Genomic DNA, 19940 nt, shown 5'->3' on the forward strand with positions numbered 1-19940 from the left:
CGAACTCGACGTGCACTGCATCGTCGACAACTACGGCAGTCACAAGCATCCGAAGGTCAAGGCGTGGCTGGCGGCACACCCCCGCTGGCATATGCATTTCATTCCCACCTACAGTTCGTGGCTCAACCAGGTCGAACGCTTCTTTGCGCTGATCACCGACAAAGCGATCCGTAGAGGCTCGTTCGGCTCGGTCAAACAACTGGTCAAGCGAATCGATCAATTCGTCTCCCACTACAACGAAAACTGCAAACCGTTCGTCTGGACCGCCTCAGCCGATTCCATCCTCGAAAAGCTGCATCGACTTTGCTCGCGAATCAGCGGAACAGGACACTAGGTCCCCCTCCATGCATCGCTAAGCATTGCTTTCAGAGTCTCGATCGAATCATAAAATCTCTTCTCCTGCTTGCGCTTCTCACCGGTAGCGAGAAACTCGCTCGTACCACTACCGATTCCGACGACATTTCTCCAGCATTGATTCGGAAGGGAGGCTAGATCGCTAGAGTGGAACGCGCGCAAATGTCGAATTGATCGTATGCGAGTGCTCCGAGGATGAGTTCATCAACTTGTACGACCGGAAACGGCCCCATTCGAGCCTGGCGGATCAGACGCCGAATGAGGCATACGTCGCGACGTTGCCTGCGACCAATTCGGCAGTATGATTGCCTCGGATGCTCCACTTAGAAATCTCAGAAAACGGTCCGAACGAGCGAGACCACCTCTCCCCACGACGGAACGTCGAAGGGTGCATCGCCGTCGTCCGACACCCGCGCCTGTCGGACGAAGCTCACGCATGCCACGTCGCCATGCCTGTTATGAGCTGGAAACGACACCCCGTCGCTTAACCCGTACATGCGACTTCCGATTCGAAGTTCGCGCTGTTCGGTTGTCGCGAAGATGCGATCGCACCAGATAATCGGCGTCAACGACGACATCGCGTGCAGCGCGATCGGATCAATCATCAGATAAGCCCGCTCCCGATAACGGGATAGCCACGCCTCCGGATAGTTCGACAATATGCGGCCAATCTTCAGTGTCCCGCCAGTCATTCGACAATCCTGGTAACAGACATGGTCAAATCCCGCGAGATGCCCGATGTCGATTAACATCCGGCGCAGTTCATCCACGCAAGTGCAACTGCCAATCTCGAACACCATCTCGAGCATTCGTTCGCTGCACCGACACGATGCAGACTCGCGACACTCGTCGGCCCGTTGAATGACGCGATCTCTGGCTTCTCTCATAATTTTTTAGAATTACTTATTGATTTAAGGTTATGAATCGATTCGATTGATCCTCAAGGCACTTGCTATCCGCCGATACCTGCCGGCAGGTCAGAACACCCGCGTCGCAGACGGGGGGCACACATGCTGTTTCAGGTAGGCGATCGCATCATTGATGGTCAGCACGTGCTGCTCCCCGCCCCTCATTCGCAACGACACCTCGCCGGCCAGCATCTCCTTCCGTCCGGCCACCGCAACGATCGGCGCCGCCAGTTCCCGCGCGTCAAAGATCTTGCGCGGCAGGCGCTCGGAACGGAAATCCCTCAGAACCCGACAGCCGAGGTCTTCGAAGGCAAACGCCGTGTTGTCGGCAAATGCACGTTCATCCTGCCCGATGTTCGCAACGACGATTTGATCGGGTGCCAGCCACGTCGGGAGCCACCCCTCGTAGTGTTCCAGGAGGATGCCGATGAACCGTTCGAGGCTCCCCAGTACAGCGTGGTGCAACATGACGGGCGTCGCTTTCGCGCCGTCCTCTGCGACATATGCAGCACCAAGCCGCTCGGGCAAGACGAAGTCGAGCTGGATCGTTCCGCACTGCCACTTCCGTCCTTGGCGGTCGAGCAGATGAAATTCGAGTTTGGGGCCGTAGAATGCCCCTTCCGCGGGCAGGATCGCGAAATCCAGGCCTGCCGCTCGCGCAGCGGACGCCAGCATCGCTTCGGCACGATCCCACACTGCATCGTCGCCGGCCCGGACCGCCGGCCTCGTCGACAAAGCTACATCGAATTCTCCAAACCCGAAGTCCGCATAGATCGTCTTCAGCAACACGCAGAATCGTGCGACCTCAACTTCGACCTGATCCGGCATGCAAAGAACATGTGCATCGTCCTGAGTGAACGCACGGGCGCGCATAAGACCATGCAGCGCCCCGGACGGTTCGGCTCGATGGACCGCCCCGAATTCCGAATATCGAATTGGGAGATCGCGGTACGAGCGAGAGCCTTTTTTAAAGATCTGCACGTGGCACGGGCAGCTCATCGGTTTGAGACAGTATGGGTTGTTATCGCTCTCGAGAGAAAACATGTTTCGCCCGAACTTCTCCCAATGACCGCTCTGTTCCCAAAGACTGCGCGAGACAATCTGAGGGGTCCGCACTTCGGAAAAGCCGGCCTGGCGCATGCGGGCGCGAATATATTCCTCGACGACCCGATATAGAACCATTCCACGCGGATGCCAGAAAATGGAGCCTGGACTTTCATCCTGCTGATGAAACAGATCCAGTTTGTTACCAAGCACTCGGTGGTCGAATTCGTCCATCATGTTCTCCGTTGACATTTGGTACCGGTCGAACGGAGCATTAAAAAAGCCCCGTCCGTTTCCGGCGGGGCTTGGGGATCGCTTGAGGCACTGACCTACGACGTGCAACCTCCCCCCGGCCCGCCATTGGCGGTCGTGGTGGTGGTCGTGGTAGTCGTGACGAAAAGTGCGTTCATGCGACTAATCTAGTCAACCGGCTAACGTCTGTCAATGTGGCATTCAAATCTAATTTCATTTTTCGATACCTCTTGATTCATTAAGAACCACAAAACCGTAAAGACAATGAAAGACCAAGTAGGAGTAAACAAAAGTGCGCCGAAGTAAATACAGGGAAGCTTTGTTCATGAATCAGATAGCGTGTGACGACAGCAAATCGATACTCGTTGGAGCCAGTCCCTCAACATTTGGCTTGCATTGCATCGCGTCCGGCACGGATCCACACCACTCAGCCACCGGATCACTGCTCCGCGAAAGTTGCACGAAGCGTGCGAGTTCCAACTGCGTTGTCAACCAACGCCAAAACGCCTGCATGAGCAGGATCGTCTCTTTGCTCCGGCCACAGCCGTAGACTTGCTGGGTGTTGGTTCGGGATACGCCACGAACCTCGGACTGCACAACTGCCGCGGGTGTGTGAATCGCGAAATAGTGCAGATCTCGCGTTTGTGCTGGAGTCGCTCTATAGGCCGAGAGCGCCGGAAAAGAAACGAAGTCGCCGACAAAAATTGTGCGAAATTTGATTTAATTGGAATTTCATCGCACATTTTTCTCGATGGTATGTTTTTAATCGCGCAAAACCATAAGTTTCCGCCCTTTATTCAAAAACAAAATATTTAGACCGCGAACATCTTTTCCGAGAAACAACAACCGATGATTCCGTCCCGGCCCCCATCCCCCTCCCCGTACCGGCAATCGTCAATCAAACTGTACCGGTACCGTACAGACAACCGTCGCTACACTGGCTCCATCCCAGTCTCGAACACGAATGGAGAATCCGCGATGGACTTCCTCACCCTCAGCGCATTGCCCGCCGGCATGCTGTTCGCGCTCGTCACGTCGATCACGCCCGGCCCGAACAACACGATGCTGCTCGCCTCCGGCGTCAATTTCGGTTTCCGCCGCACGATGCCGCACCTGTTCGGCATCAGCATCGGCGTCGCGATCCTGATGCTGTGCGTCGGCTTCGGTCTCGGCGAGGCGTTCCGGCGCGTGCCGGTCCTGTACACGATCCTCGAAATCGCGAGCGTCGCGTACCTGCTGTACCTCGCATGGCGCATCGGCACGTCCGGCGAAGTGAAGGCGCAGGGCGCCAAGCCGCGGCCAATGACGTTCCTCGAAGCCGCCGCGTTCCAGTGGGTCAATCCGAAGGCATGGATGATGGTGCTGACCGCCGCGACAACGATCCGCCTGTCCGCCGACTACGGGATGAACGCCGCGTGGATGGCCGTCGTGTTCATCCTGATCGGCTTTCCGTGCATCAGCCTGTGGGCCGCGTTCGGCCAGGGCCTGCGCCGCTTTCTGTCGAACCGCCGCGCGCTGCGCATCTTCAATGTGACGATGGCCGTGCTGCTGATCCTGTCGCTATACCCGCTCGTCGCGCATCTGCTCCCGCAGTAAGCGCTCACAAGCGCCCCCGTTGAGCTTCACGCCATGCAGGCGTACCCTTTCGGTACGGGCGCGTGCAGCCGCTTCGCCGGTTGCACCGCTGTTCTGCATGGAGATGCCGATGAAGCCGATGCTGAAAGCCGGCGAGCACATCGAGGGCATGCACTGGGTCGCCGAGTACCACCCGCTCACGCACGAGATCCGCGTGCTGCGCGAAAACATCGAAGTGGGTACGTACTGCGCGCCGTCCACGCTGTTCGGCGACGAGGAAGAGATGGGCGCCGCGAACCTTGCCGATCACCGCAGCCAGGAGGCCGCGCTGCGCGCGTATCTGCGCAACTTCGTCAAGGAACACGACGCGGAGGAGTAGCGGCGCGACGGCCGTAAAGTGGACGGGCCGCCGACGCGGCCCGGTCTGCCGTTGCGTGTCGGCCGCCGGCTCACGACCTTTCGCAACCAGCAAAAGGCCGGCGCATCGCCCCGGCCCCGATCCCGCTCAATGCCCGAGCGACTCGATCTTGCCGCTCGACTGCGCGACGCCGTGCGGCTGGGCCATCTGCTTGATCAGCAACGCAAGGCACGCAAGCAAGCCCGCGACCGCGATCGTCGCGAACACGCCGGCGAACGAGAAGTGCCGGCGCGTCAGTTCGGCAACGAGGAACGACCCGGCGATCCCGCCGAAGCGGCCGACACCGAGCATCCACGCCACGCCCGTGCCGCGCCCTTCGGTCGGATAGAACGCGGCGGCAAGCGCCGGCATCGACGATTGCGCGGTGTTCATCAGCACGCCGGCGATGAACACGACCAGCACGAGCAGCCCCACGTTTCCGGCCGCCTGCCCGATCGCATACACGCTGATCGCGGTCAGCGCGTAGCACACGGCGATCACGCGATTCGCGTTGAAGCGGTCCATCAGCACGCCGCACAGCACCGCGCCGACACCGCCGAGCGGGAACAGCGCAGAAATCAGCGTCGCGCTCTTCGGCGTGAGACCGGCATCCTTCAGCAGGATCGGCATCCAGTTGATCGACGCGTAGAAGATCACGAGGCCCATGAAGTACGCGAGCCACAGCATCACCGAGCCGACGACATACGAGCGCGACAGCACGACGCCTATCCCCTTGCCGCCCGTCTGCGGCGCGGATTCGGTCATTGCGAACGAGCCGGCGTTCAGCGCATCGCGCGAGATCCGCGAAAGCGTCGCGCGGATCCGGTCGATGCTCTGGCCTTGCGCGACCATGAAACGCACCGATTCGGGCATCTTCAGCAGCAACAGCACGCCGAGCAACAGCGGCGTCACGCCGCCGAGCATCAGCACGCTGCGCCAGCCGAAATGCGGGATCATCCACGCGGCGAGAAAGCCGCCGAACGCGGCGCCGAGCGGGAAGCCGCAGAACATCAGGTTGATCACGGTCGCGCGGCGCTTGTCCGGGCAGAACTCGCCCATCATCGTGACCGCGTTCGGCATCGCGGCACCAAGGCCGACACCGGTGACGAAGCGCAGCACCGTCAGGTGCCCGATGGTGTTGGAGAACGCCGACACGAAACATGCGACGCCGAACAGGAACACCGAGCCGAGCAGCAGCGAACGGCGCCCGACGCGGTCGGACAGCGGGCCCGACACGAGCGCGCCGCACGCAAGGCCGAACAGCGCGGCACTCAGCACGGGTGCGAGATCGGGTTTGGTGAGGTTCCATTCGCCGAGCAGCGAGGGCGCGATGAAGCCGATCGCGGCCGTATCGAAGCCGTCGAGCAGCACGATCACGAAACACATCAGGAATACGAGCCACTGGAAGCCGCCGAACGGCTGCTCATTGATGAAGGTCTGGACATCGACCACGGGTGCGCGATTCATCGCGAGTCTCCTGTTTAAACAACGCGGCCTGATGGCCGCGTCTTTCCTTGTTTGCGCGCCGATTCGCCGCCGGCGCGTCATGCGTCGTCGACACCTGCCGGCAGCGGCAGGTGTCGCGATCGGGTCACGTCCGGCGCAAGCCGGCCGTGTTATTCAGCCGCACCTAGGCGGCCCCATCCTGTTCCTTGAAGATCTTGTCGGCGAGATGGAACGCGGAATTCGCGGCCGGCACGCCGCAGTAGATCGCGGTCTGCAGCAGCACTTCCTTGATCTCGTCGCGCGTCACGCCGTTGTTGCGCGCGGCACGCAGGTGCAGCGCGAGTTCCTCGCCGCGGTTCAGCGCGACCATCATCGCGATGGTCAGCAGGCTGCGCGTATGGCGCGGCAGGCCCTCGCGCGTCCAGATCTCGCCCCATGCATAGCGCGTGATCAGGTTCTGGAATTCGTCGGTCACTTCGGTGCGGTTCTGGATCGAACGGTCGACGTGCGCGTCGCCGAGCACCGCGCGACGCACCTTCATCCCCGCTTCGTAACGTTGCTGGTCGTCCATCGTCGGTGCCTCACGCGGTCAGGAAGTCGAGCAGCGCGCGGTTGAAGCCGTCGGTGCACTCGATGTTCGAAATGTGCGCGGCGTCGAATTCGACGTGACGCGCGCCGGGAATCGCGCCGGCCAGCGCACGGCCCTGGTCGGGCGGCGTCGACATGTCCTTCGCGCCGGTCACGACGAGCACCGGCAGCGCAATGCCCTTCACTTCCTCGCGCAGGTCGGCCGCGTTCAACGCGTCGCAGTTCGCCGCGTAACCGTCCTTGTCGGTATGCACGAAGGTGTCGCGGATCGCGTCGAACAGGCGCGGCTCACGATCGACGAACGCGTCGGTGAACCAGCGCGGCAGCACGGCGTCGGCCAGCGCGGCCATCCCTTCCGCACGCGCCTTCTGCGCGCGCGGCGCCCATACTTCCGGCGAGCCGATCTTCGCGGCGGTGTTCGACAGCACGGCGCGCACGATGCGCGACGGGAAGCGCGCGGCGAGCGCGGCACCGGTCAGGCCGCCCATCGAAATCCCGCAGAAGTACGCGCGATCGATGCCGACGTGGTCGAGCAGGCCGATCACGTCGCCCGCGAGCTGGTCGATCGTGTACGAGCCGGCCGGTGCTTCGGAATGGCCGTGGCCGCGCGTGTCGTAGCGCAGGATGTTGAAGTGCTGCGTGAGCGGGCGAATCTGCGGTGCCCACATCTGCAGGTCGGCGCCGAGCGAGTTCGAGAAGACGAGCCACGGCGCGTCGTCGCGCGCGGCACGGTCGATCCGGTAATGCAGTTTCACGCCGTTGACAGTGGCGAAAGGCATCAGTGTTCTCCTGGTTGTGTCGTGCCCGCGTGCAGCGCGAGCACAGCGTCGACGTAGGCCTGCGCCTCGCCGACATAATGTGCGGGATCGAGCAGCCGCGCGAGCGCGTCGCGCGACAGATGGGCGGATACGGCCGGATCGGCGGCAAGCACGTCGAACAGCGTCGCGCCGGTGCGCACGGCTTCCTTCGACGCATGCTCGACGACATGATGCGCATCGAGGCGCCCGATCCGGTCGCCGAGTGCGAGCATCACGGCTTCGCCGAGGATCAGCCCGTGCGTCAGGTCGAGGTTCGCGGCGAGGCGTTCGGTGTTCACGTCGAGGCCCGCGACGATCTGCGCGATCTGCGCGAGCGCGCCGCCGGTCAGGCGCGCGAGGTCGGGCAGCGCATCCCATTCGGCCTGCCAGCCGCCGAGCGCGCGCTCGTGCTCCTGGACCATCCCGGCAAACACGGTCGCGACGAGGTTCGGCGCGCGCACCGCGGCGGTCAGCACGGCCGCACAGCCGACGGGGTTGCGTTTGTGCGGCATCGTCGACGAGCCGCCCTTGCCGGCGGCTGCCGGTTCGCCGAGCTCGCCGACTTCGGTCTGCATCTGCAGCGACACGTCGCGCGCGATCTTGCCGAGCGTGCCGGTCAGCATCCCGAAGCACGACGCGGCTTCCGCGATGCGGTCGCGCTGCGTATGCCACGGCACGGCCGGCAGTGCCAGCTTCAGGTCGGCCGCGAGCGCGGCGCTCACGCCGGCCGCCTGCTCGCGCAAGCTCGCCAGCGTGCCGGCGGCGCCGCCGAACTGCAGCACCAGCGCGCGCTCGCGCAATTCGGCGAAGCGCGCGCGATGGCGCAGCAGTGCGTCGAGCCATTGCGCGAATTTCAGGCCGAGCGTGATCGGCAGCGCCTGCTGCAGCCACGTGCGGCCGATCATCGGCGTCGCGCGATGGGCGCGCGCGAGCACCGCGAGCGACGCGCACGCTTCGTCGAGCAGCGGCTCGAGCACGTCGAGCGTGTCGCGCAGCTGCAGCACCGTCGCGGTATCGATGATGTCCTGGCTCGTCGCGCCCCAGTGCACGAACTTCGCGGCCTCGGGGTCGTCGGCCTTCACCTGGGCGGTGAGCTGCTTGACGAGCGGAATGGCGAGATTGCCGCCGAGCGCCGCGCCGTGCGCGAGCGCGTCGGCGTCGAGCCGGCCGGCGTCGCACGCGCGTTCGATCGGCGCGACCGCGGCGGCGGGAATTACCTGCCGCGCGGCGAGCGCACGCGCAAGCGCGGCTTCGACGTCGAGCATCCGCTGGATCGTCGCGCGCGGCGACCAGATCCGGTTGAGCGGCTCGGTGCCGCAAATGAGAGAGGTCAGGCGGGCGCTGTCTTCGAGCATGGCATCAGATTGGGGAAACGGCGTGCGCCTATTGTCTACCCAAGCGTGCCAACGTGCGCGCGATCGCGCGCGCCGGCACGCTTGCCGTTCAGGCCGCGGCCTTGCGCGTCGCGTCGATCAGCGGCACGCCGGTCAGCTTCTGCAGTTCGTCGAACGACAGGTCGGTGAAGATCTCGCTCACCGCGAGGCCGTCCGCCGTCACGTCGAGCACGGCGAGATCCGTATAGATACGGCTCACGCATTGCACGCCGGTGACCGGGTACGAGCACTGCGCGACGATCTTGCTCTCGCCCTGCTTCGTCAGGTGCTCCATCATCACGAACACCTGCTTCGCGCCGATCGCGAGGTCCATCGCGCCGCCGACGGCCGGAATCGCATCGGGCGCACCCGTATGCCAGTTCGCGAGGTCGCCGTTCGCCGACACCTGGAACGCGCCGAGCACGCAGTAGTCGAGGTGGCCGCCGCGCATCATCGCGAACGAATCCGAGTGGTGGAAATAGGCGCCGCCGGTGAGCAGCGTCACGTGCTGCTTGCCGGCGTTGATCAGCTCGTCGTCTTCCTCGCCGGGCGCGGGCGCCGGGCCCATGCCGAGCAGGCCGTTCTCGCTGTGCAGGAAGATCTCCTTGCTCGGATCGAGGTGGTTCGCCACCAGCGTCGGCACGCCGATGCCAAGGTTCACGTAAGCGCCTTCGGGGATGTCCTGGGCGACGCGCTTGGCCATTTCATCGCGGGTAAGTCGTTTCATTTCGGGTCTCCTCAGGCTGTCAGGCGGCTTGCGATGCACGTTCGGCGGCCAGCTCGGCCGCATGCGCGGCTTGCGGCACTTCGACGACGCGCTGCACGAAAATGCCCGGCGTCACGATGTGTTCCGGGTTCAGCCCGCCGAGCGGTACGACTTCCGACACCTGCACGATCGCGACCTTCGCGGCGCTGGCCATGATCGGCCCGAAGTTGCGCGCGGTCTTGCGATACACGAGGTTGCCCCAGCGATCGCCCTTGTACGCCTTCACCAGCGCGAAATCGGCGTGGATCGGCGTCTCGAACACGTACGACTTGCCGTCGATCACGCGCGTTTCCTTGCCTTCCGCGAGCTTCGTGCCGAAGCCCGTCGGCGTGAAGAAGCCGCCGATGCCGGCGCCCGCCGCGCGGATGCGCTCCGCGAGGTTGCCCTGCGGCACGAGCTCCAGCTCGATTTCGCCCGCACGGTACAGCGCGTCGAACACCTGCGAGTCGCTCTGGCGCGGGAACGAGCAGATGATCTTGCGCACCCGCTTCGCCTTGAGCAGCGCCGCGAGACCCGTCTCGCCGTTGCCCGCGTTGTTGTTGACGATCGTCAGGCCGCGCGCGCCCTGCTCGATCAGCGCGTCGATCAGTTCGGACGGCATGCCTGCCGTACCGAAACCGCCGATCATGATGGTCGCGCCGTCGTGGACGTCCGCGACCGCCGATTGAAGCGATTCGAAAATCTTGTTGACCATGTCTCTTCCTGATACGAACCCGCGGCACGATGCGCGGCCTGTCGAGGGGACACGCGCGTGTCGCGTGCCGCGTCGAAGGCCGTCGTCGACCTTCGGCATTTGTTCGCTATTCGAACCCATATTCGATTAGCGAACGATGGGCCGATCATAGAGTCGCGCACAGCGCGTTGTCAAGGCGGGATCCCTCGGGGGGTGTCTGGTCGTCGAACGGCAGGCCGACGTAGTTTTCGGCGAGCGATTGCGCGGCGGCCCGCGAGCGCGTCACGTACTTCAGCTCGGCAAACTTCAGGCGATTGACGAACGGCGAGTCCTCCGGCGACGAGTGCAGCATGTTCGTCATGAAGTACGAGAAATGCTCGGCGCGCCACACGCGTTCGAGACAGGTCGCCGAATAGCGCTCGAGCGGCGTCGCGTCGCCGCTGCGATAACGCGCGCCGAGCGCGCGGGACAGCGCGCGGACGTCGGCCACCGCGAGGTTCATCCCCTTCGCGCCGGTCGGCGGCACGATGTGCGCGGCATCGCCCGCGAGGAACAGGCGGCCGTGCTGCATCGTCTCCGACACGAAACTGCGCATCGGCGTCACGCTCTTCTGCGTGATCCGGCCCTCGGTCGGCGTCCAGCCGGTGTCGTTCGAAAAGCGCGTGTGCAGTTCGTCCCAGATCCGCGCGTCGGACCATTCCGCGAGGTCTTCGTCGGGCTTGCACTGCAGGTAGAGGCGCGTGACCGTCGGCGAACGCATCGAGAACAGTGCGAAGCCGTTGTCGTGATGGGCGTAGACGAGCTCGTCGAGCGACGGCGCCGCGTCGGCGAGGATGCCGAGCCACGCGAACGGATAGACGCGCTCGAACGTGTTCAGCCGCTCGGCGGGAATCGTCTGCCGTGCGATGCCGTGGAAGCCGTCGCAGCCGGCGATGTAGTCGCAGTCGATGCGGTCCGCGCGGCCGTCCGCATGCTTGAACGTGACGAACGGGTGCTCGCTTTCGATATCGTGCAGCGCGACTTCGCTGACTTCGAAATGCATCTGGTGCCCATGCGCGTCGCCGGCCGCGATCAGGTCGCGCACGACTTCATGCTGGCTATAGACGGTGATCGCGCGCCCGCCGGTGAGCGCGCTCAGGTCGATGCGATGGCGCTGACCGGAGAACAGCAGCTCGATGCCGTGATGTTCGAGCCCTTCGCGGCGCATCCGCTCGCCGAGGCCGGCTTCGTTCAGCGTGTCGACGGTGCCCTGCTCCAGCACGCCGGCGCGGATGCGGTTCTCGCAATATTCGCGCGAACGCGCTTCGATGAGGATGGAATCGACGCCTTGCAGGCGCAGCAGATGGGAAAGCAAAAGGCCGGACGGACCGGCGCCGATGATGGCGACCTGGGTGCGCATTGTTCGTCTCCTGAACATTGGTTCGAATAATTGAACCCATTTGAGCGCTTTCCCGACTATGCGGCAACGCGATTTTGGAGATAAGTTGTATACGTTTCCCGGATACCGGCCTCACGATGGATGCGCTCGATCTGAACCTGATTCCCTACCTCGTCGCGCTCGACGACACGCGCAACGTCAGCCGCGCCGGCGACCTGCTCGGCGTGAGCCAGCCGCGCGTGAGCACCGCGCTCGGCCGCCTGCGCGAGTATTTCGGCGATCCGTTGTTCGTGCGCACGTCGCGCGGCATGGAGCCGACGCCGCGCGCGCTCGCGCTGCTGCCGGCCGCGCGCGATGCGCTCGCGCAGATCGAGCGCGGCCTCGTCGCGCCGCATGACTTCGATCCGGCGGCGAGCACGCATACGTTCTCGATCGCGCTGTCGGACGTCGGCGAGATCGTGTTCCTGCCGAAGCTGCTGCAGGCGTTCGCGACGCGCGCGCCGCATGCGAACCTGCGCTCGGTCTCGCTCGCGCACGACGAAGTCGGCCGCGGCCTCGAAGCCGGCTCGATCGATCTCGCGGTCGGCTACTTCCCCGATCTCGACGGCAACAACTTCTTCCAGCAGCGTCTGTTCACGCACCGGTTCGTCTGCCTGATGCGGCGCGGCCATCCGCTCGAACAGGCGCGCCCGTTCACGGCCGAGCAGTTCCTCGCGTGCGGGCATGCGGTGGTGCGCGCCGAGGGGCGCAGCCAGGAGGTGCTCGAGAAATACCTCGCGAAGCAGCGCATGCACCGCCGTGCGGTGCTCGAGACGCCGCACTTCATGAGCCTGCCGTTCATCCTGAGCCGCACTGACCTGATCGCGACGGTGCCGCACGCGATCGGCTATGCCTATGCGGCCGAGCATGCGTTCATCGTGCCGGTCGAGCCGCCGTTGCCGCTGCCGCGCTTCGACCTGAAGCAGCACTGGCACCGCAAGTTCCACAACGATCCGCGCACGGCGTGGCTGCGCGGCGTCGTCGCGTCGTTGTTCAACGACGAGCAGGACGAATGGCCGAAGTGATGCAGGGTGTGCGACAGGCCGCACGCACGACCCGCGAAAGCATGAAACAATGCCCGGATATCCGCGCCGCCGCAGGCGGCCGCATTCGATGGAGTGACTAGATGGGTAAAAAATCCGCGCGGCCCGAGCCGGCCGCATCCCGGCCGAGTCGGGAAGAAGCCGAGGATGCCGTTCGCGTGCTGCTGCGCTGGGCCGGCGACGATCCCGCCCGCGAAGGCCTGCTCGACACACCGGCACGCGTCGTGCGCGCATATGAACAGTTCTTCGCCGGCTATGCGCTGGAGCCGCGCGACATCCTCGCGCGCACGTTCAGCGAAGTCGACGGCTACGACGAAATGATCGTGCTGAAGGACATCCGCTTCGAGAGCTACTGCGAGCACCACATGGTGCCGATCATCGGCCGCGCGCACGTCGCGTATCTGCCGAACCATCGCGTCGTCGGCATCTCCAAGCTCGCGCGCCTCGTCGACGCGTTCGCGAAGCGCCTGCAGATCCAGGAAAAGATGACCGTGCAGATCGCCGACACGCTGTTCGACGTGCTGCAGCCGAAGGGCGTCGGCGTGATCCTCGAAGCCGCGCATCAGTGCATCTCGACGCGCGGCGTGCACAAGCCGGGCGTCGAGATGGTCACGTCGCGCATGCTCGGCACGTTCCGCACCGATCCGTCCACGCGGCGCGAATTCCTGTCGATCGTCGCGAATCCATCTTCAGTCAACCTGACGAATACGTAATGCAGTCCACGAAGCAAGCGGCAGACGCGCCGGTCGTGCTCGTGACCGGCGCCGCGCGCCGGGCCGGGCGCGCGTTCGCCGAGTATTTCGCCGCGCACGGCTATCGCACCGCGGTGCACTACGACCGTTCGGCCGATGCCGCGCAGGCGGCGGCCCGCGCGATCGCCGAGAGCGGGCACGATTCGGTCGCGCTGCAGGCCGACCTGTCGGATGCCGGGCAGATCACCGCGCTGATCGACCAGGTGTATGCGCGCTTCGGCCGCCTCGACGTGCTGGTCAACAACGCGTCAGTGTTCTGGCAGGACCATTTCCCGAGCTTCGACCTCGCGGCATTCGACCAGGCATGGGCCGTCAACTGCCGCGCGCCGATCCTGCTCACGCGTGCATTCTACGAACGGGCCCGCGCGGCCGGCACGCAGGGCGTCGTCGTCAACGTGGTCGACCAGAAGATCAAGGAAAACTTCCACCGCGACCATTTCAGCTACACGGTCGCGAAGGCCGCGCTCGGCAACCTCACGCAGATGCTCGCGCTGTCGTCGTCGCCGGTGCTGCGCGTGAACGCGGTGTTCCCCGGGCTGATGCTGCCGAGCGACGACCAGACGCAGGCCGACTTCGAACACGCGAGCCGCGCTTCGACGCCGCTCGCGCGCATCGCCGGCCCCGACGACGTCGCGGGCGCGATCCTGCTGCTGACGGGCAGCGCGTACAACGGTGTGGATTTCGTCGTCGATGCGGGGCAGAACCTGATCCGCGTCGACCAGGACGTGCTGTACAAGCATCGCTCACCGGCCGGCAAACACTGACGAACGGTATGTTCGGCGGTAGCCGTGTGTGCCCTTCGCACACCTTGTGTGCGGACATCGGCGCACGCCTGCACCTGCGCTGCGCGAACGACCATTGCGCCGTTCGCGCGCCGCGTCACGGCTTCTCGGCGCTACCGCCTTCGCGGACCTTGCCCTGCGCGACGCTCGTGCCGGGCGGCACGCTGTGCGTAAGCCACACGTTGCCGCCGATCACCGAGCCGCGCCCGATCGTCACGCGGCCGAGAATCGTCGCGCCCGCGTAGATCACCACGTCGTCCTCGACGATCGGATGCCGCGCGTTGCCCTTCACCAGCGCGCCGTCACCATCCGCCGGGAAGCTCTTTGCGCCGAGCGTGACGGCCTGGTACACGCGCACGCGCTCGCCGATGATCGCGGTTTCGCCGATCACGACGCCGGTGCCATGGTCGATGAAGAAGCTCGGGCCGATCTGCGCGCCCGGGTGAATGTCGATGCCGGTGGCCGAGTGCGCGATTTCATTGATGAAACGCGCGAGCAGCGGCACACCGAGTTGGTGCAGAGCGTGCGCGAGCCGATGGTGCATCATCGCGAGCACACCGGGGTAGCACAGCAGGATCTCGGTGATGTGCTGCGCGGCCGGGTCGCCCGCGTAGGCAGCCTGGATGTCGCTGACCAGCAGCGCGCGAACCGCCGGCAACTGCCGGCCGAACTCGCGCGCGATCTCGAACGCGCGCTCGTCGAGTTCGGCGAACGGCGTGTCCGCATGCTCGGGCAGGAACGGCAGCGCGCGGCGGATCTGTTCCGAGAGGATCCGCAGCGTGCTTTCGAGCGTGTGGCCGACGTAGTAGTCGACGCTTTCATCGGTCAGATCCGGCGCGCCGTAGTGCGTCGGAAACATCGACGCGCGCAGGCCGGTGACGATCTTGCAGATCGCGTCGCGCGACGGCAGCTCGCGGATGCCGCGCGGATGACGCGTGCGATGAAGTTCCTCGCGCGATTCGCGCAAGCCGGCAACGATTTCTTCGAGGCCCCACTGACGGGCGGGTGATGTCGACATATGCCAATGCAGGCGGCCGCGCTCGATCGCACGGCCGCAAATAAAGTGACGGGTTCCAGAAGATTACCGCGTTTTCGATCGGCAGCGGCACGTCGGGGGATCGGCCGGACGGACGATGCCACCGCCGCGCGACACCGTCAGATCGTAATACTGCTCGCGTCGATCCAGCGCACGGCCCAGTCGCGCGCGTGCGCGATCGCGTCGCCTTCGTCGTTGAACTGGAGCTCGGTCGGAAAAAAACGGTTCGCGACGAGTTCCCCGTCGCTCGATCTGGAGATCACGACGTAGGGTTTGAACGACCCGTCGCTGGCGCGCGCGGGCGCGCAATTCAACAGATAACCGCGGTGCGTGAAAGCAGTAGTCGCTTGCATGAATCCGCCACCTCTAGTCCCTTGATTTGTTGTTCACTACCCGTCTTAAGGGTGCTGCGGTGCCCCCGGTGCGGGCAGAGGCGGCAAGACCTCATCCCCTGTCGCCGCTTCGCAGGAAATGAATCATACTCTGTAGAAAACCGGTGTTCTAGCCGAAATAAATCATGACAAATCAGCGCGCGCCACACCACCGCGGCGATCGCTCGCGCGCCGTTTTCCCGTCTTGCCCGGAACGGGATTTGCTTCGATCCGGAGCGCTTCGCCGCCAGGAGAGCCGTGATGGGAACGTCAGCTCAAGCGCACACCGCGCATCCGCGCAGCATCGAACTCGACAACGACGACACGCACGACAGCACCGTCGACACCGACGGCAAGAATCGCGAGGCCGCGCGTCTCGCGAGCGGCCGCGCCTTCTCGCCCGACCAGATCACGGGCAGCAACGCGTCGCTCGTCAACGCGATGCCCGAGGCCGGCGACGGCTTCGCCGGCTTCGACAGCCGGCCGGGCGGCAACCATCCGGCGTTCGCGCTGCGTGACGGCTACATGGTGATCGAGAAGGGGTTCGACGCGCCGTCGCACGCGGGCGACGCGCTGTACGGCCCGGTTCACCGGATGTACGGCAGCGCGTACTGGCCCGGTCATGGACGCCGGCCGGAACGGGTGATCGAAATCACGGCCGTGCCGCGGTGACGCGCGCGGCGTTTGAATCGATCGTTCGTTTGACGGGTCGAGGCGAGGCCGACGGCCGATGGCGGCGGAGCGACGTGCGGGTTCGCGCGCCGGTCCTCCGAATCGGTGCTGGAATCGATATCGGCGCCGGGTTCGGGTCGACAGTCGGATTTCGCGACATCGATGCATCGGCGTTGATCGAAGTCACGTCGTCGCGATACGGATGATATTCAATGCACACTCGCGACGACCGGCACGTCGCTGCAGAGTCCCTGCCGTTGGTTTACCCTGCCTCGCAGCGACGCACGGCCTGCTCGGCCGTTCGGCCGACTTTCGTTCAACCCGCCACTTGGAGACACCATGTACAAGCGCATTCTGGTTGCCATCGACGGCAGCGACACCGCCCGCCATGCGTTCGATGCCGCCCTCGCGCTCGCGAAGGAGCACGGTGCCGAACTGCAACCGCTCTACGTCGTCGAGAACGCCGCGATCTACTACAACGTGCCGGGCTACGATCCGTCCGTGCTGCGCGACCAGCTCATCGCGCAAGGCAATGCGCTCGCGGCGGAGTTCAAGAAGCTGATGCAGGCGGCAGGCGTGAAGGGCGAAACGCTGACGAGCGAGGCGTCGTCGCTCACCGACGTGTCGACGCTGATCCTCGACGGTGCGAAGGCGTTCGGCGCCGACCTCCTCGTGCTCGGCACGCACGGCCGACGCGGGTTCCGCCGCCTCGTGCTCGGCAGCATCGCCGAACAGTGCGTGCGGCATGCGACGCTGCCCGTGCTGCTGATCCCGGCCGCCGCGCATACGGACGATCAGGAAGACTGAGCGGCACCGGCATCAGCATCAGCGTGCGCGTCGCGGCGCGCATACGCAACGGCATGCTTGCGTGCCGCTACGATGCCCGCGACATGTGCGCGCGGTCGCGACGTTTTGTCACCCGACAGCGGCAACTTGCGGTGGGACAATAATTCGGTCGATTCAACGCTGGAGCAAACGATCATGTTGACGCCCGTCGCCACACGTCCCGCCGCCTCGTCCCACGCAGGCAACTGGGCTCCCCGTCAGGCCCCGCACTGCTCGTCGTGCGCAATGCGGCACCTGTGCATGCCGCAGGGCCTCGCACCCGAAGCGCTCAGCCGCCTCGAATCGGTCATCTGCGCGGCGCGCCCGGTCAAGCGCGGCGAAGCGCTGTTCCGCGAAGGCGACACCTTCGACAACCTGTACGCCGTGCGCTCGGGTTCACTGAAAACCGTCGCCACGCGCCACGACGGCCGCGAGCAGGTCACCGGTCTGCACCTCGCGGGCGAAGCGCTCGGCCTCGACGGCATCTGCGACGACACGCACCCGCGCACCGCGGTTGCGCTGGAAGACAGCTCGGTCTGCGTGATTCCGTACAGCGCGCTCAAGTCGCTGTGCTCGGAAGCCGGCACGATGCAGTTGCGCATGCACAAGCTGATGAGCGAGCAGATCGTGCGCGAAACGTCACAAACCATGCTGCTCGGCTCGCTGAACGCCGAAGAGCGCGTCGCCGCGTTCCTGCTCGACGTGTCGTCGCGCTACCTGAAGCGCGGCTACTCGCCGTCGGAATTCAACCTGCGCATGACGCGCGAAGACATCGGCAGTTACCTCGGCATGACGCTCGAAACGGTCAGCCGCACGCTGTCGAAGTTCCAGAAGCGCGGCCTGATCGAAATGCACGGCCGCCTCGTACAGATCGTCGATTTCGACGGCCTGCACCACGTCTGACCCCGCGCGGCGCGTAGCCTGCGCGCCGCCGCCCGCCACCGTCCGCCGCGCCCGCTTCGATCAGTCGAGAAACAGCGCGGCGCGCGCCTTCAGCGCCGCGCTGAAATCGTCGAGCCAGCCGATCGACAGGCGCCAGCTCTGCCAGTACAGGTCGATGTCGACGGTCCGCCCGCGCGACATGTCGACCAGTTCGCCCGCCGCCAGCTGGCGATCGACCATCCGGTCCGGGCACATCCCCCATCCCAGCCCCGTTTCGCATGCACGCAGGTAACCCGCGACGTGCGGGATCCAGTGTTGCGGCGGATCGAGATCCGCGCGCGTCACGCGCCGGATGAAGCGCGCCTGCAAACCGTCCTTCGGATTGAACATGACGCACGGCGCACGGCGCAGCGCATCGCGCGTGATGCCCGCGCCGAAATAGCGGTCGTAAAACGCCGGCGAACACACCGCGCGATAGCGGATGCGCCCCAGCCGCGTCGACCGGCATCCCTGGATCGGTTCAGCCTGCGCGGTCACCGCGCCCTGCACGCTGCCGTCGCGAATGCGCGCGGCCGTGTAGTCCTGGTCGTCTATCACGAGGTCGAGCAAGGTCTCGCGCTCGGTGCAGAACGGCCCGACCGCATCGATGAACCAGGTCGCGACGCTGTCGTCGTTGACGGCCACGCGCAGCATCGGCCATGCGCTCGCGATCTGGCCCGGCAGTGCAGGCATCCGGCCGCCCAGTTCGGCCTCGAGCAACTGCACGCGCTCCGTATGCCGGCAGAGCAACGCGCCCGACGTCGTCGCGACGCACGGCTGCCCGCGCTTGACGAGCACGCTGCCGACGCGCTCTTCCAATAGTTTCACGCGCTGCGATACCGCCGACGGCGTGACGTTCAGCTCCCTGGCCGCCCGTTCGAACGAACCGTGCCGGATCACCGCCGCGAGAGCGTCGAGCAATGCGTAGTCGAGCATTAGATTTCCTTAATCTGCATTAGGTGAATTAGCTTCTCTTATGTTCTGGCTGACCGCAGACTAGCGCCAACCGATTCACCCGTCTACTCCTTCACCGCTCCCCATCATGAACTGGATCGCTTTTTCCCACGGCGCCGCCCTGTGCGGGTCGCTCATCGTCACCATCGGCGCGCAGAACGCGTTCGTGCTCCGGCAAGGCATCATGCGCTCGCATGTCGGCAAGATCGTGCTGCTGTGCGCGCTGTCCGACATGATCCTGATCGGCGCGGGCGTCGGCGGCGCGTCAGTCCTCGTCGAACGCTATCCGACCTTCGTCCACGTCGTGCTGTACATCGGCCTCGCGTATCTCGCGTGGTTCGGCATCAACGCGCTGCGCCGCGCGTTCAAGCCGGGACACGAAACGCTCGACGTGCGCGGCGACGCCGTCGCGCCGCCGCCGCAGAGCGCGGTCGCGATCGTGCTGATGACGCTCGCATTCACGTGGCTCAACCCGCATGTGTATCTCGATACGTTCCTGCTGATCGGCACCGCCGGCGCGCGCGAGCCGGAAGGCTCGCGGCTGGCGTTCGCGATCGGCGCGATGTCGGTCAGCGTCGTGTGGTTCCTCGGGCTTGGATATGGCGCGCGGCTGCTTGCGCCGTGGTTCCGCAAGGCTGTTGCGTGGCGTGTACTCGATGGCGCGATCGGCAGCATGGTGCTGTTTCTGGCGGCCGTGCAGTTGCGGTAACGGATTAGAGCGCCGATCGATCACGGGTGGCAACGTTGCCGCCCGTTTTTCGTTCCGCTCCGTCGAAGTGACGTGATACGCCGGTCTCCGCCGGTCTCTCCCCCAGACGCTGCAAGATTCAGTTCCCGATCGAACGCAGCCGTACCGATCATCCACCTGGCGGACGGCACATCCGCTGTCCTCTGCAATTCCTCCGTCTTCATGACCGCGCGCCCGCTGCGCGATTCCGCTCGATCGGCGAGAATGTTCCGGCGTCCGCGACAACGGCGCAAGCGCTTCGCCCGC

Annotated in this window: 22 protein-coding genes; 10 read left to right on the plus strand and 12 right to left on the minus strand. The window is 65.0% G+C overall.

The genetic code is table 11. From position 1 onward, the window contains the following. A partial coding sequence (locus BTE28158_RS22470) for a transposase (protein ID WP_174920089.1) occupies positions 1-334 on the plus strand: 334 nt, incomplete at its 5' end. 352 nt (positions 335-686) lie between these two features. Here the strand turns inward: BTE28158_RS22470 and BTE28158_RS22475 are convergent. Then, positions 687-1163 carry an autoinducer binding domain-containing protein gene (locus BTE28158_RS22475; protein ID WP_170296399.1) on the minus strand — a complete coding sequence of 159 codons (477 nt, stop codon included), beginning with the start codon at positions 1161-1163 and terminating at the stop codon, positions 687-689. A 168-nt stretch (positions 1164-1331) separates the two neighbouring features. Further along, positions 1332-2540 (minus strand): threonine--tRNA ligase, encoded by a 1209-nt coding sequence (gene thrS, locus BTE28158_RS22480; protein ID WP_239007450.1) that lies wholly within the window; start codon positions 2538-2540, stop codon positions 1332-1334. Between the two features lie 996 nt (positions 2541-3536). Here thrS and BTE28158_RS22485 point away from each other — a divergent pair. Both BTE28158_RS22485 and BTE28158_RS22490 read left to right on the plus strand, forming a co-directional pair. Continuing rightward, entirely contained in the window at positions 3537-4154 is a 618-nt protein-coding gene (locus BTE28158_RS22485) for a LysE family translocator (protein ID WP_059684979.1), read from the plus strand. A gap of 109 nt (positions 4155-4263) precedes the next feature. Next, positions 4264-4512, plus strand: a complete 249-nt coding sequence (locus BTE28158_RS22490) for a hypothetical protein (protein WP_059598707.1) — start codon at positions 4264-4266, stop codon at positions 4510-4512. 126 nt (positions 4513-4638) lie between these two features. Here BTE28158_RS22490 and BTE28158_RS22495 read toward each other — a convergent pair whose 3' ends face one another. From BTE28158_RS22495 to pobA, 7 genes are all read right to left on the minus strand, one after another. Beyond that, entirely contained in the window at positions 4639-5997 is a 1359-nt protein-coding gene (locus BTE28158_RS22495) for an MFS transporter (protein WP_124627783.1), read from the minus strand. Positions 5998-6160: 163 nt separating this feature from the next. After that, positions 6161-6547, minus strand: a complete 387-nt coding sequence (gene pcaC, locus BTE28158_RS22500) for a 4-carboxymuconolactone decarboxylase (RefSeq protein WP_059598704.1) — start codon at positions 6545-6547, stop codon at positions 6161-6163. Positions 6548-6557: 10 nt separating this feature from the next. Next, a complete protein-coding gene (pcaD, locus tag BTE28158_RS22505; protein ID WP_151048197.1) occupies positions 6558-7343 on the minus strand; it encodes a 3-oxoadipate enol-lactonase in 786 nt (261 codons plus the stop codon). Continuing rightward, positions 7343-8716: a 3-carboxy-cis,cis-muconate cycloisomerase gene (locus tag BTE28158_RS22510; protein ID WP_151048198.1), complete on the minus strand. Its 1374-nt coding sequence runs from the start codon at positions 8714-8716 to the stop codon at positions 7343-7345. Before BTE28158_RS22510 ends, pcaD begins: the two co-directional genes overlap by 1 nt. Positions 8717-8804: 88 nt before the next feature. After that, positions 8805-9461, minus strand: coding sequence for a CoA transferase subunit B (locus BTE28158_RS22515; RefSeq protein WP_012365076.1), 657 nt, complete (start codon positions 9459-9461; stop codon positions 8805-8807). Between the two features lie 19 nt (positions 9462-9480). Next, positions 9481-10194: a 3-oxoacid CoA-transferase subunit A gene (locus tag BTE28158_RS22520; RefSeq protein ID WP_014900666.1), complete on the minus strand. Its 714-nt coding sequence runs from the start codon at positions 10192-10194 to the stop codon at positions 9481-9483. 145 nt (positions 10195-10339) lie between these two features. Beyond that, on the minus strand, positions 10340-11572 hold the full coding sequence (gene pobA, locus BTE28158_RS22525) for a 4-hydroxybenzoate 3-monooxygenase (protein WP_151048199.1): 1233 nt from the start codon (positions 11570-11572) through the stop codon (positions 10340-10342). 116 nt (positions 11573-11688) lie between these two features. On the opposite strand from pobA, the gene BTE28158_RS22530 reads away from it, so the two are divergent. The 3 genes from BTE28158_RS22530 (at position 11689) to BTE28158_RS22540 (ending at position 14149) form a co-directional block, all read left to right on the plus strand. Beyond that, positions 11689-12615 (plus strand): LysR family transcriptional regulator, encoded by a 927-nt coding sequence (locus BTE28158_RS22530; protein ID WP_059598699.1) that lies wholly within the window; start codon positions 11689-11691, stop codon positions 12613-12615. A gap of 101 nt (positions 12616-12716) precedes the next feature. Further along, entirely contained in the window at positions 12717-13346 is a 630-nt protein-coding gene (gene folE, locus BTE28158_RS22535) for a GTP cyclohydrolase I FolE (protein ID WP_048250599.1), read from the plus strand. Then, positions 13346-14149: an SDR family oxidoreductase gene (locus BTE28158_RS22540; protein ID WP_124627789.1), complete on the plus strand. Its 804-nt coding sequence runs from the start codon at positions 13346-13348 to the stop codon at positions 14147-14149. Before folE ends, BTE28158_RS22540 begins: the two co-directional genes overlap by 1 nt. A 115-nt stretch (positions 14150-14264) precedes the next feature. Here BTE28158_RS22540 and epsC read toward each other — a convergent pair whose 3' ends face one another. Together epsC and BTE28158_RS22550 are read right to left on the minus strand one after the other, a co-directional pair. Beyond that, positions 14265-15185: a serine O-acetyltransferase EpsC gene (gene epsC, locus BTE28158_RS22545; protein WP_059533573.1), complete on the minus strand. Its 921-nt coding sequence runs from the start codon at positions 15183-15185 to the stop codon at positions 14265-14267. 137 nt (positions 15186-15322) lie between these two features. Next, positions 15323-15556 carry a hypothetical protein gene (locus BTE28158_RS22550; RefSeq protein ID WP_011659947.1) on the minus strand — a complete coding sequence of 78 codons (234 nt, stop codon included), beginning with the start codon at positions 15554-15556 and terminating at the stop codon, positions 15323-15325. Between the two features lie 279 nt (positions 15557-15835). Between BTE28158_RS22550 and BTE28158_RS22555 the strand changes: the two genes are divergently transcribed. The 3 genes from BTE28158_RS22555 to fnr all read left to right on the plus strand — a co-directional run bounded on the left by BTE28158_RS22555 (position 15836) and on the right by fnr (position 17974). Further along, a complete protein-coding gene (locus BTE28158_RS22555) occupies positions 15836-16246 on the plus strand; it encodes a DUF3005 domain-containing protein (protein WP_151048200.1) in 411 nt (136 codons plus the stop codon). A 339-nt stretch (positions 16247-16585) separates the two neighbouring features. Further along, positions 16586-17053: a universal stress protein gene (locus BTE28158_RS22560; protein WP_151048201.1), complete on the plus strand. Its 468-nt coding sequence runs from the start codon at positions 16586-16588 to the stop codon at positions 17051-17053. A 174-nt stretch (positions 17054-17227) separates the two neighbouring features. Continuing rightward, entirely contained in the window at positions 17228-17974 is a 747-nt protein-coding gene (fnr, locus tag BTE28158_RS22565; protein WP_059447453.1) for a fumarate/nitrate reduction transcriptional regulator Fnr, read from the plus strand. Between the two features lie 60 nt (positions 17975-18034). Here fnr and BTE28158_RS22570 read toward each other — a convergent pair whose 3' ends face one another. Beyond that, positions 18035-18928 (minus strand): LysR family transcriptional regulator ArgP, encoded by an 894-nt coding sequence (locus tag BTE28158_RS22570; protein ID WP_059598694.1) that lies wholly within the window; start codon positions 18926-18928, stop codon positions 18035-18037. 106 nt (positions 18929-19034) lie between these two features. On the opposite strand from BTE28158_RS22570, the gene BTE28158_RS22575 reads away from it, so the two are divergent. Then, positions 19035-19655: a LysE/ArgO family amino acid transporter gene (locus tag BTE28158_RS22575; protein WP_151048202.1), complete on the plus strand. Its 621-nt coding sequence runs from the start codon at positions 19035-19037 to the stop codon at positions 19653-19655. The last annotated feature ends 285 nt before the right edge of the window (positions 19656-19940 follow it).

The organism is Burkholderia diffusa (assembly GCF_902499115.1).
Classification (GTDB): Bacteria; Pseudomonadota; Gammaproteobacteria; order Burkholderiales; family Burkholderiaceae; genus Burkholderia; species Burkholderia diffusa.

What these genes read in the sequence shown, in the direction of transcription:
- BTE28158_RS22475 (WP_170296399.1), bottom strand. Translation starts at nt 1,163, where the DNA reads ATGCTCGAGATGGTGTTCGAGATTGGCAGTTGCACTTGCGTGGATGAA.
- thrS (WP_239007450.1), bottom strand. Translation starts at nt 2,540, where the DNA reads ATGGACGAATTCGACCACCGAGTGCTTGGTAACAAACTGGATCTGTTT.
- BTE28158_RS22485 (WP_059684979.1), top strand. Translation starts at nt 3,537, where the DNA reads ATGGACTTCCTCACCCTCAGCGCATTGCCCGCCGGCATGCTGTTCGCG.
- BTE28158_RS22490 (WP_059598707.1), top strand. Translation starts at nt 4,264, where the DNA reads ATGAAGCCGATGCTGAAAGCCGGCGAGCACATCGAGGGCATGCACTGG.
- BTE28158_RS22495 (WP_124627783.1), bottom strand. Translation starts at nt 5,997, where the DNA reads ATGAATCGCGCACCCGTGGTCGATGTCCAGACCTTCATCAATGAGCAG.
- pcaC (WP_059598704.1), bottom strand. Translation starts at nt 6,547, where the DNA reads ATGGACGACCAGCAACGTTACGAAGCGGGGATGAAGGTGCGTCGCGCG.
- pcaD (WP_151048197.1), bottom strand. Translation starts at nt 7,343, where the DNA reads ATGCCTTTCGCCACTGTCAACGGCGTGAAACTGCATTACCGGATCGAC.
- BTE28158_RS22510 (WP_151048198.1), bottom strand. Translation starts at nt 8,716, where the DNA reads ATGCTCGAAGACAGCGCCCGCCTGACCTCTCTCATTTGCGGCACCGAG.
- BTE28158_RS22515 (WP_012365076.1), bottom strand. Translation starts at nt 9,461, where the DNA reads ATGAAACGACTTACCCGCGATGAAATGGCCAAGCGCGTCGCCCAGGAC.
- BTE28158_RS22520 (WP_014900666.1), bottom strand. Translation starts at nt 10,194, where the DNA reads ATGGTCAACAAGATTTTCGAATCGCTTCAATCGGCGGTCGCGGACGTC.
- pobA (WP_151048199.1), bottom strand. Translation starts at nt 11,572, where the DNA reads ATGCGCACCCAGGTCGCCATCATCGGCGCCGGTCCGTCCGGCCTTTTG.
- BTE28158_RS22530 (WP_059598699.1), top strand. Translation starts at nt 11,689, where the DNA reads ATGGATGCGCTCGATCTGAACCTGATTCCCTACCTCGTCGCGCTCGAC.
- folE (WP_048250599.1), top strand. Translation starts at nt 12,717, where the DNA reads ATGGGTAAAAAATCCGCGCGGCCCGAGCCGGCCGCATCCCGGCCGAGT.
- BTE28158_RS22540 (WP_124627789.1), top strand. Translation starts at nt 13,346, where the DNA reads ATGCAGTCCACGAAGCAAGCGGCAGACGCGCCGGTCGTGCTCGTGACC.
- epsC (WP_059533573.1), bottom strand. Translation starts at nt 15,185, where the DNA reads ATGTCGACATCACCCGCCCGTCAGTGGGGCCTCGAAGAAATCGTTGCC.
- BTE28158_RS22550 (WP_011659947.1), bottom strand. Translation starts at nt 15,556, where the DNA reads ATGCAAGCGACTACTGCTTTCACGCACCGCGGTTATCTGTTGAATTGC.
- BTE28158_RS22555 (WP_151048200.1), top strand. Translation starts at nt 15,836, where the DNA reads ATGGGAACGTCAGCTCAAGCGCACACCGCGCATCCGCGCAGCATCGAA.
- BTE28158_RS22560 (WP_151048201.1), top strand. Translation starts at nt 16,586, where the DNA reads ATGTACAAGCGCATTCTGGTTGCCATCGACGGCAGCGACACCGCCCGC.
- fnr (WP_059447453.1), top strand. Translation starts at nt 17,228, where the DNA reads ATGTTGACGCCCGTCGCCACACGTCCCGCCGCCTCGTCCCACGCAGGC.
- BTE28158_RS22570 (WP_059598694.1), bottom strand. Translation starts at nt 18,928, where the DNA reads ATGCTCGACTACGCATTGCTCGACGCTCTCGCGGCGGTGATCCGGCAC.
- BTE28158_RS22575 (WP_151048202.1), top strand. Translation starts at nt 19,035, where the DNA reads ATGAACTGGATCGCTTTTTCCCACGGCGCCGCCCTGTGCGGGTCGCTC.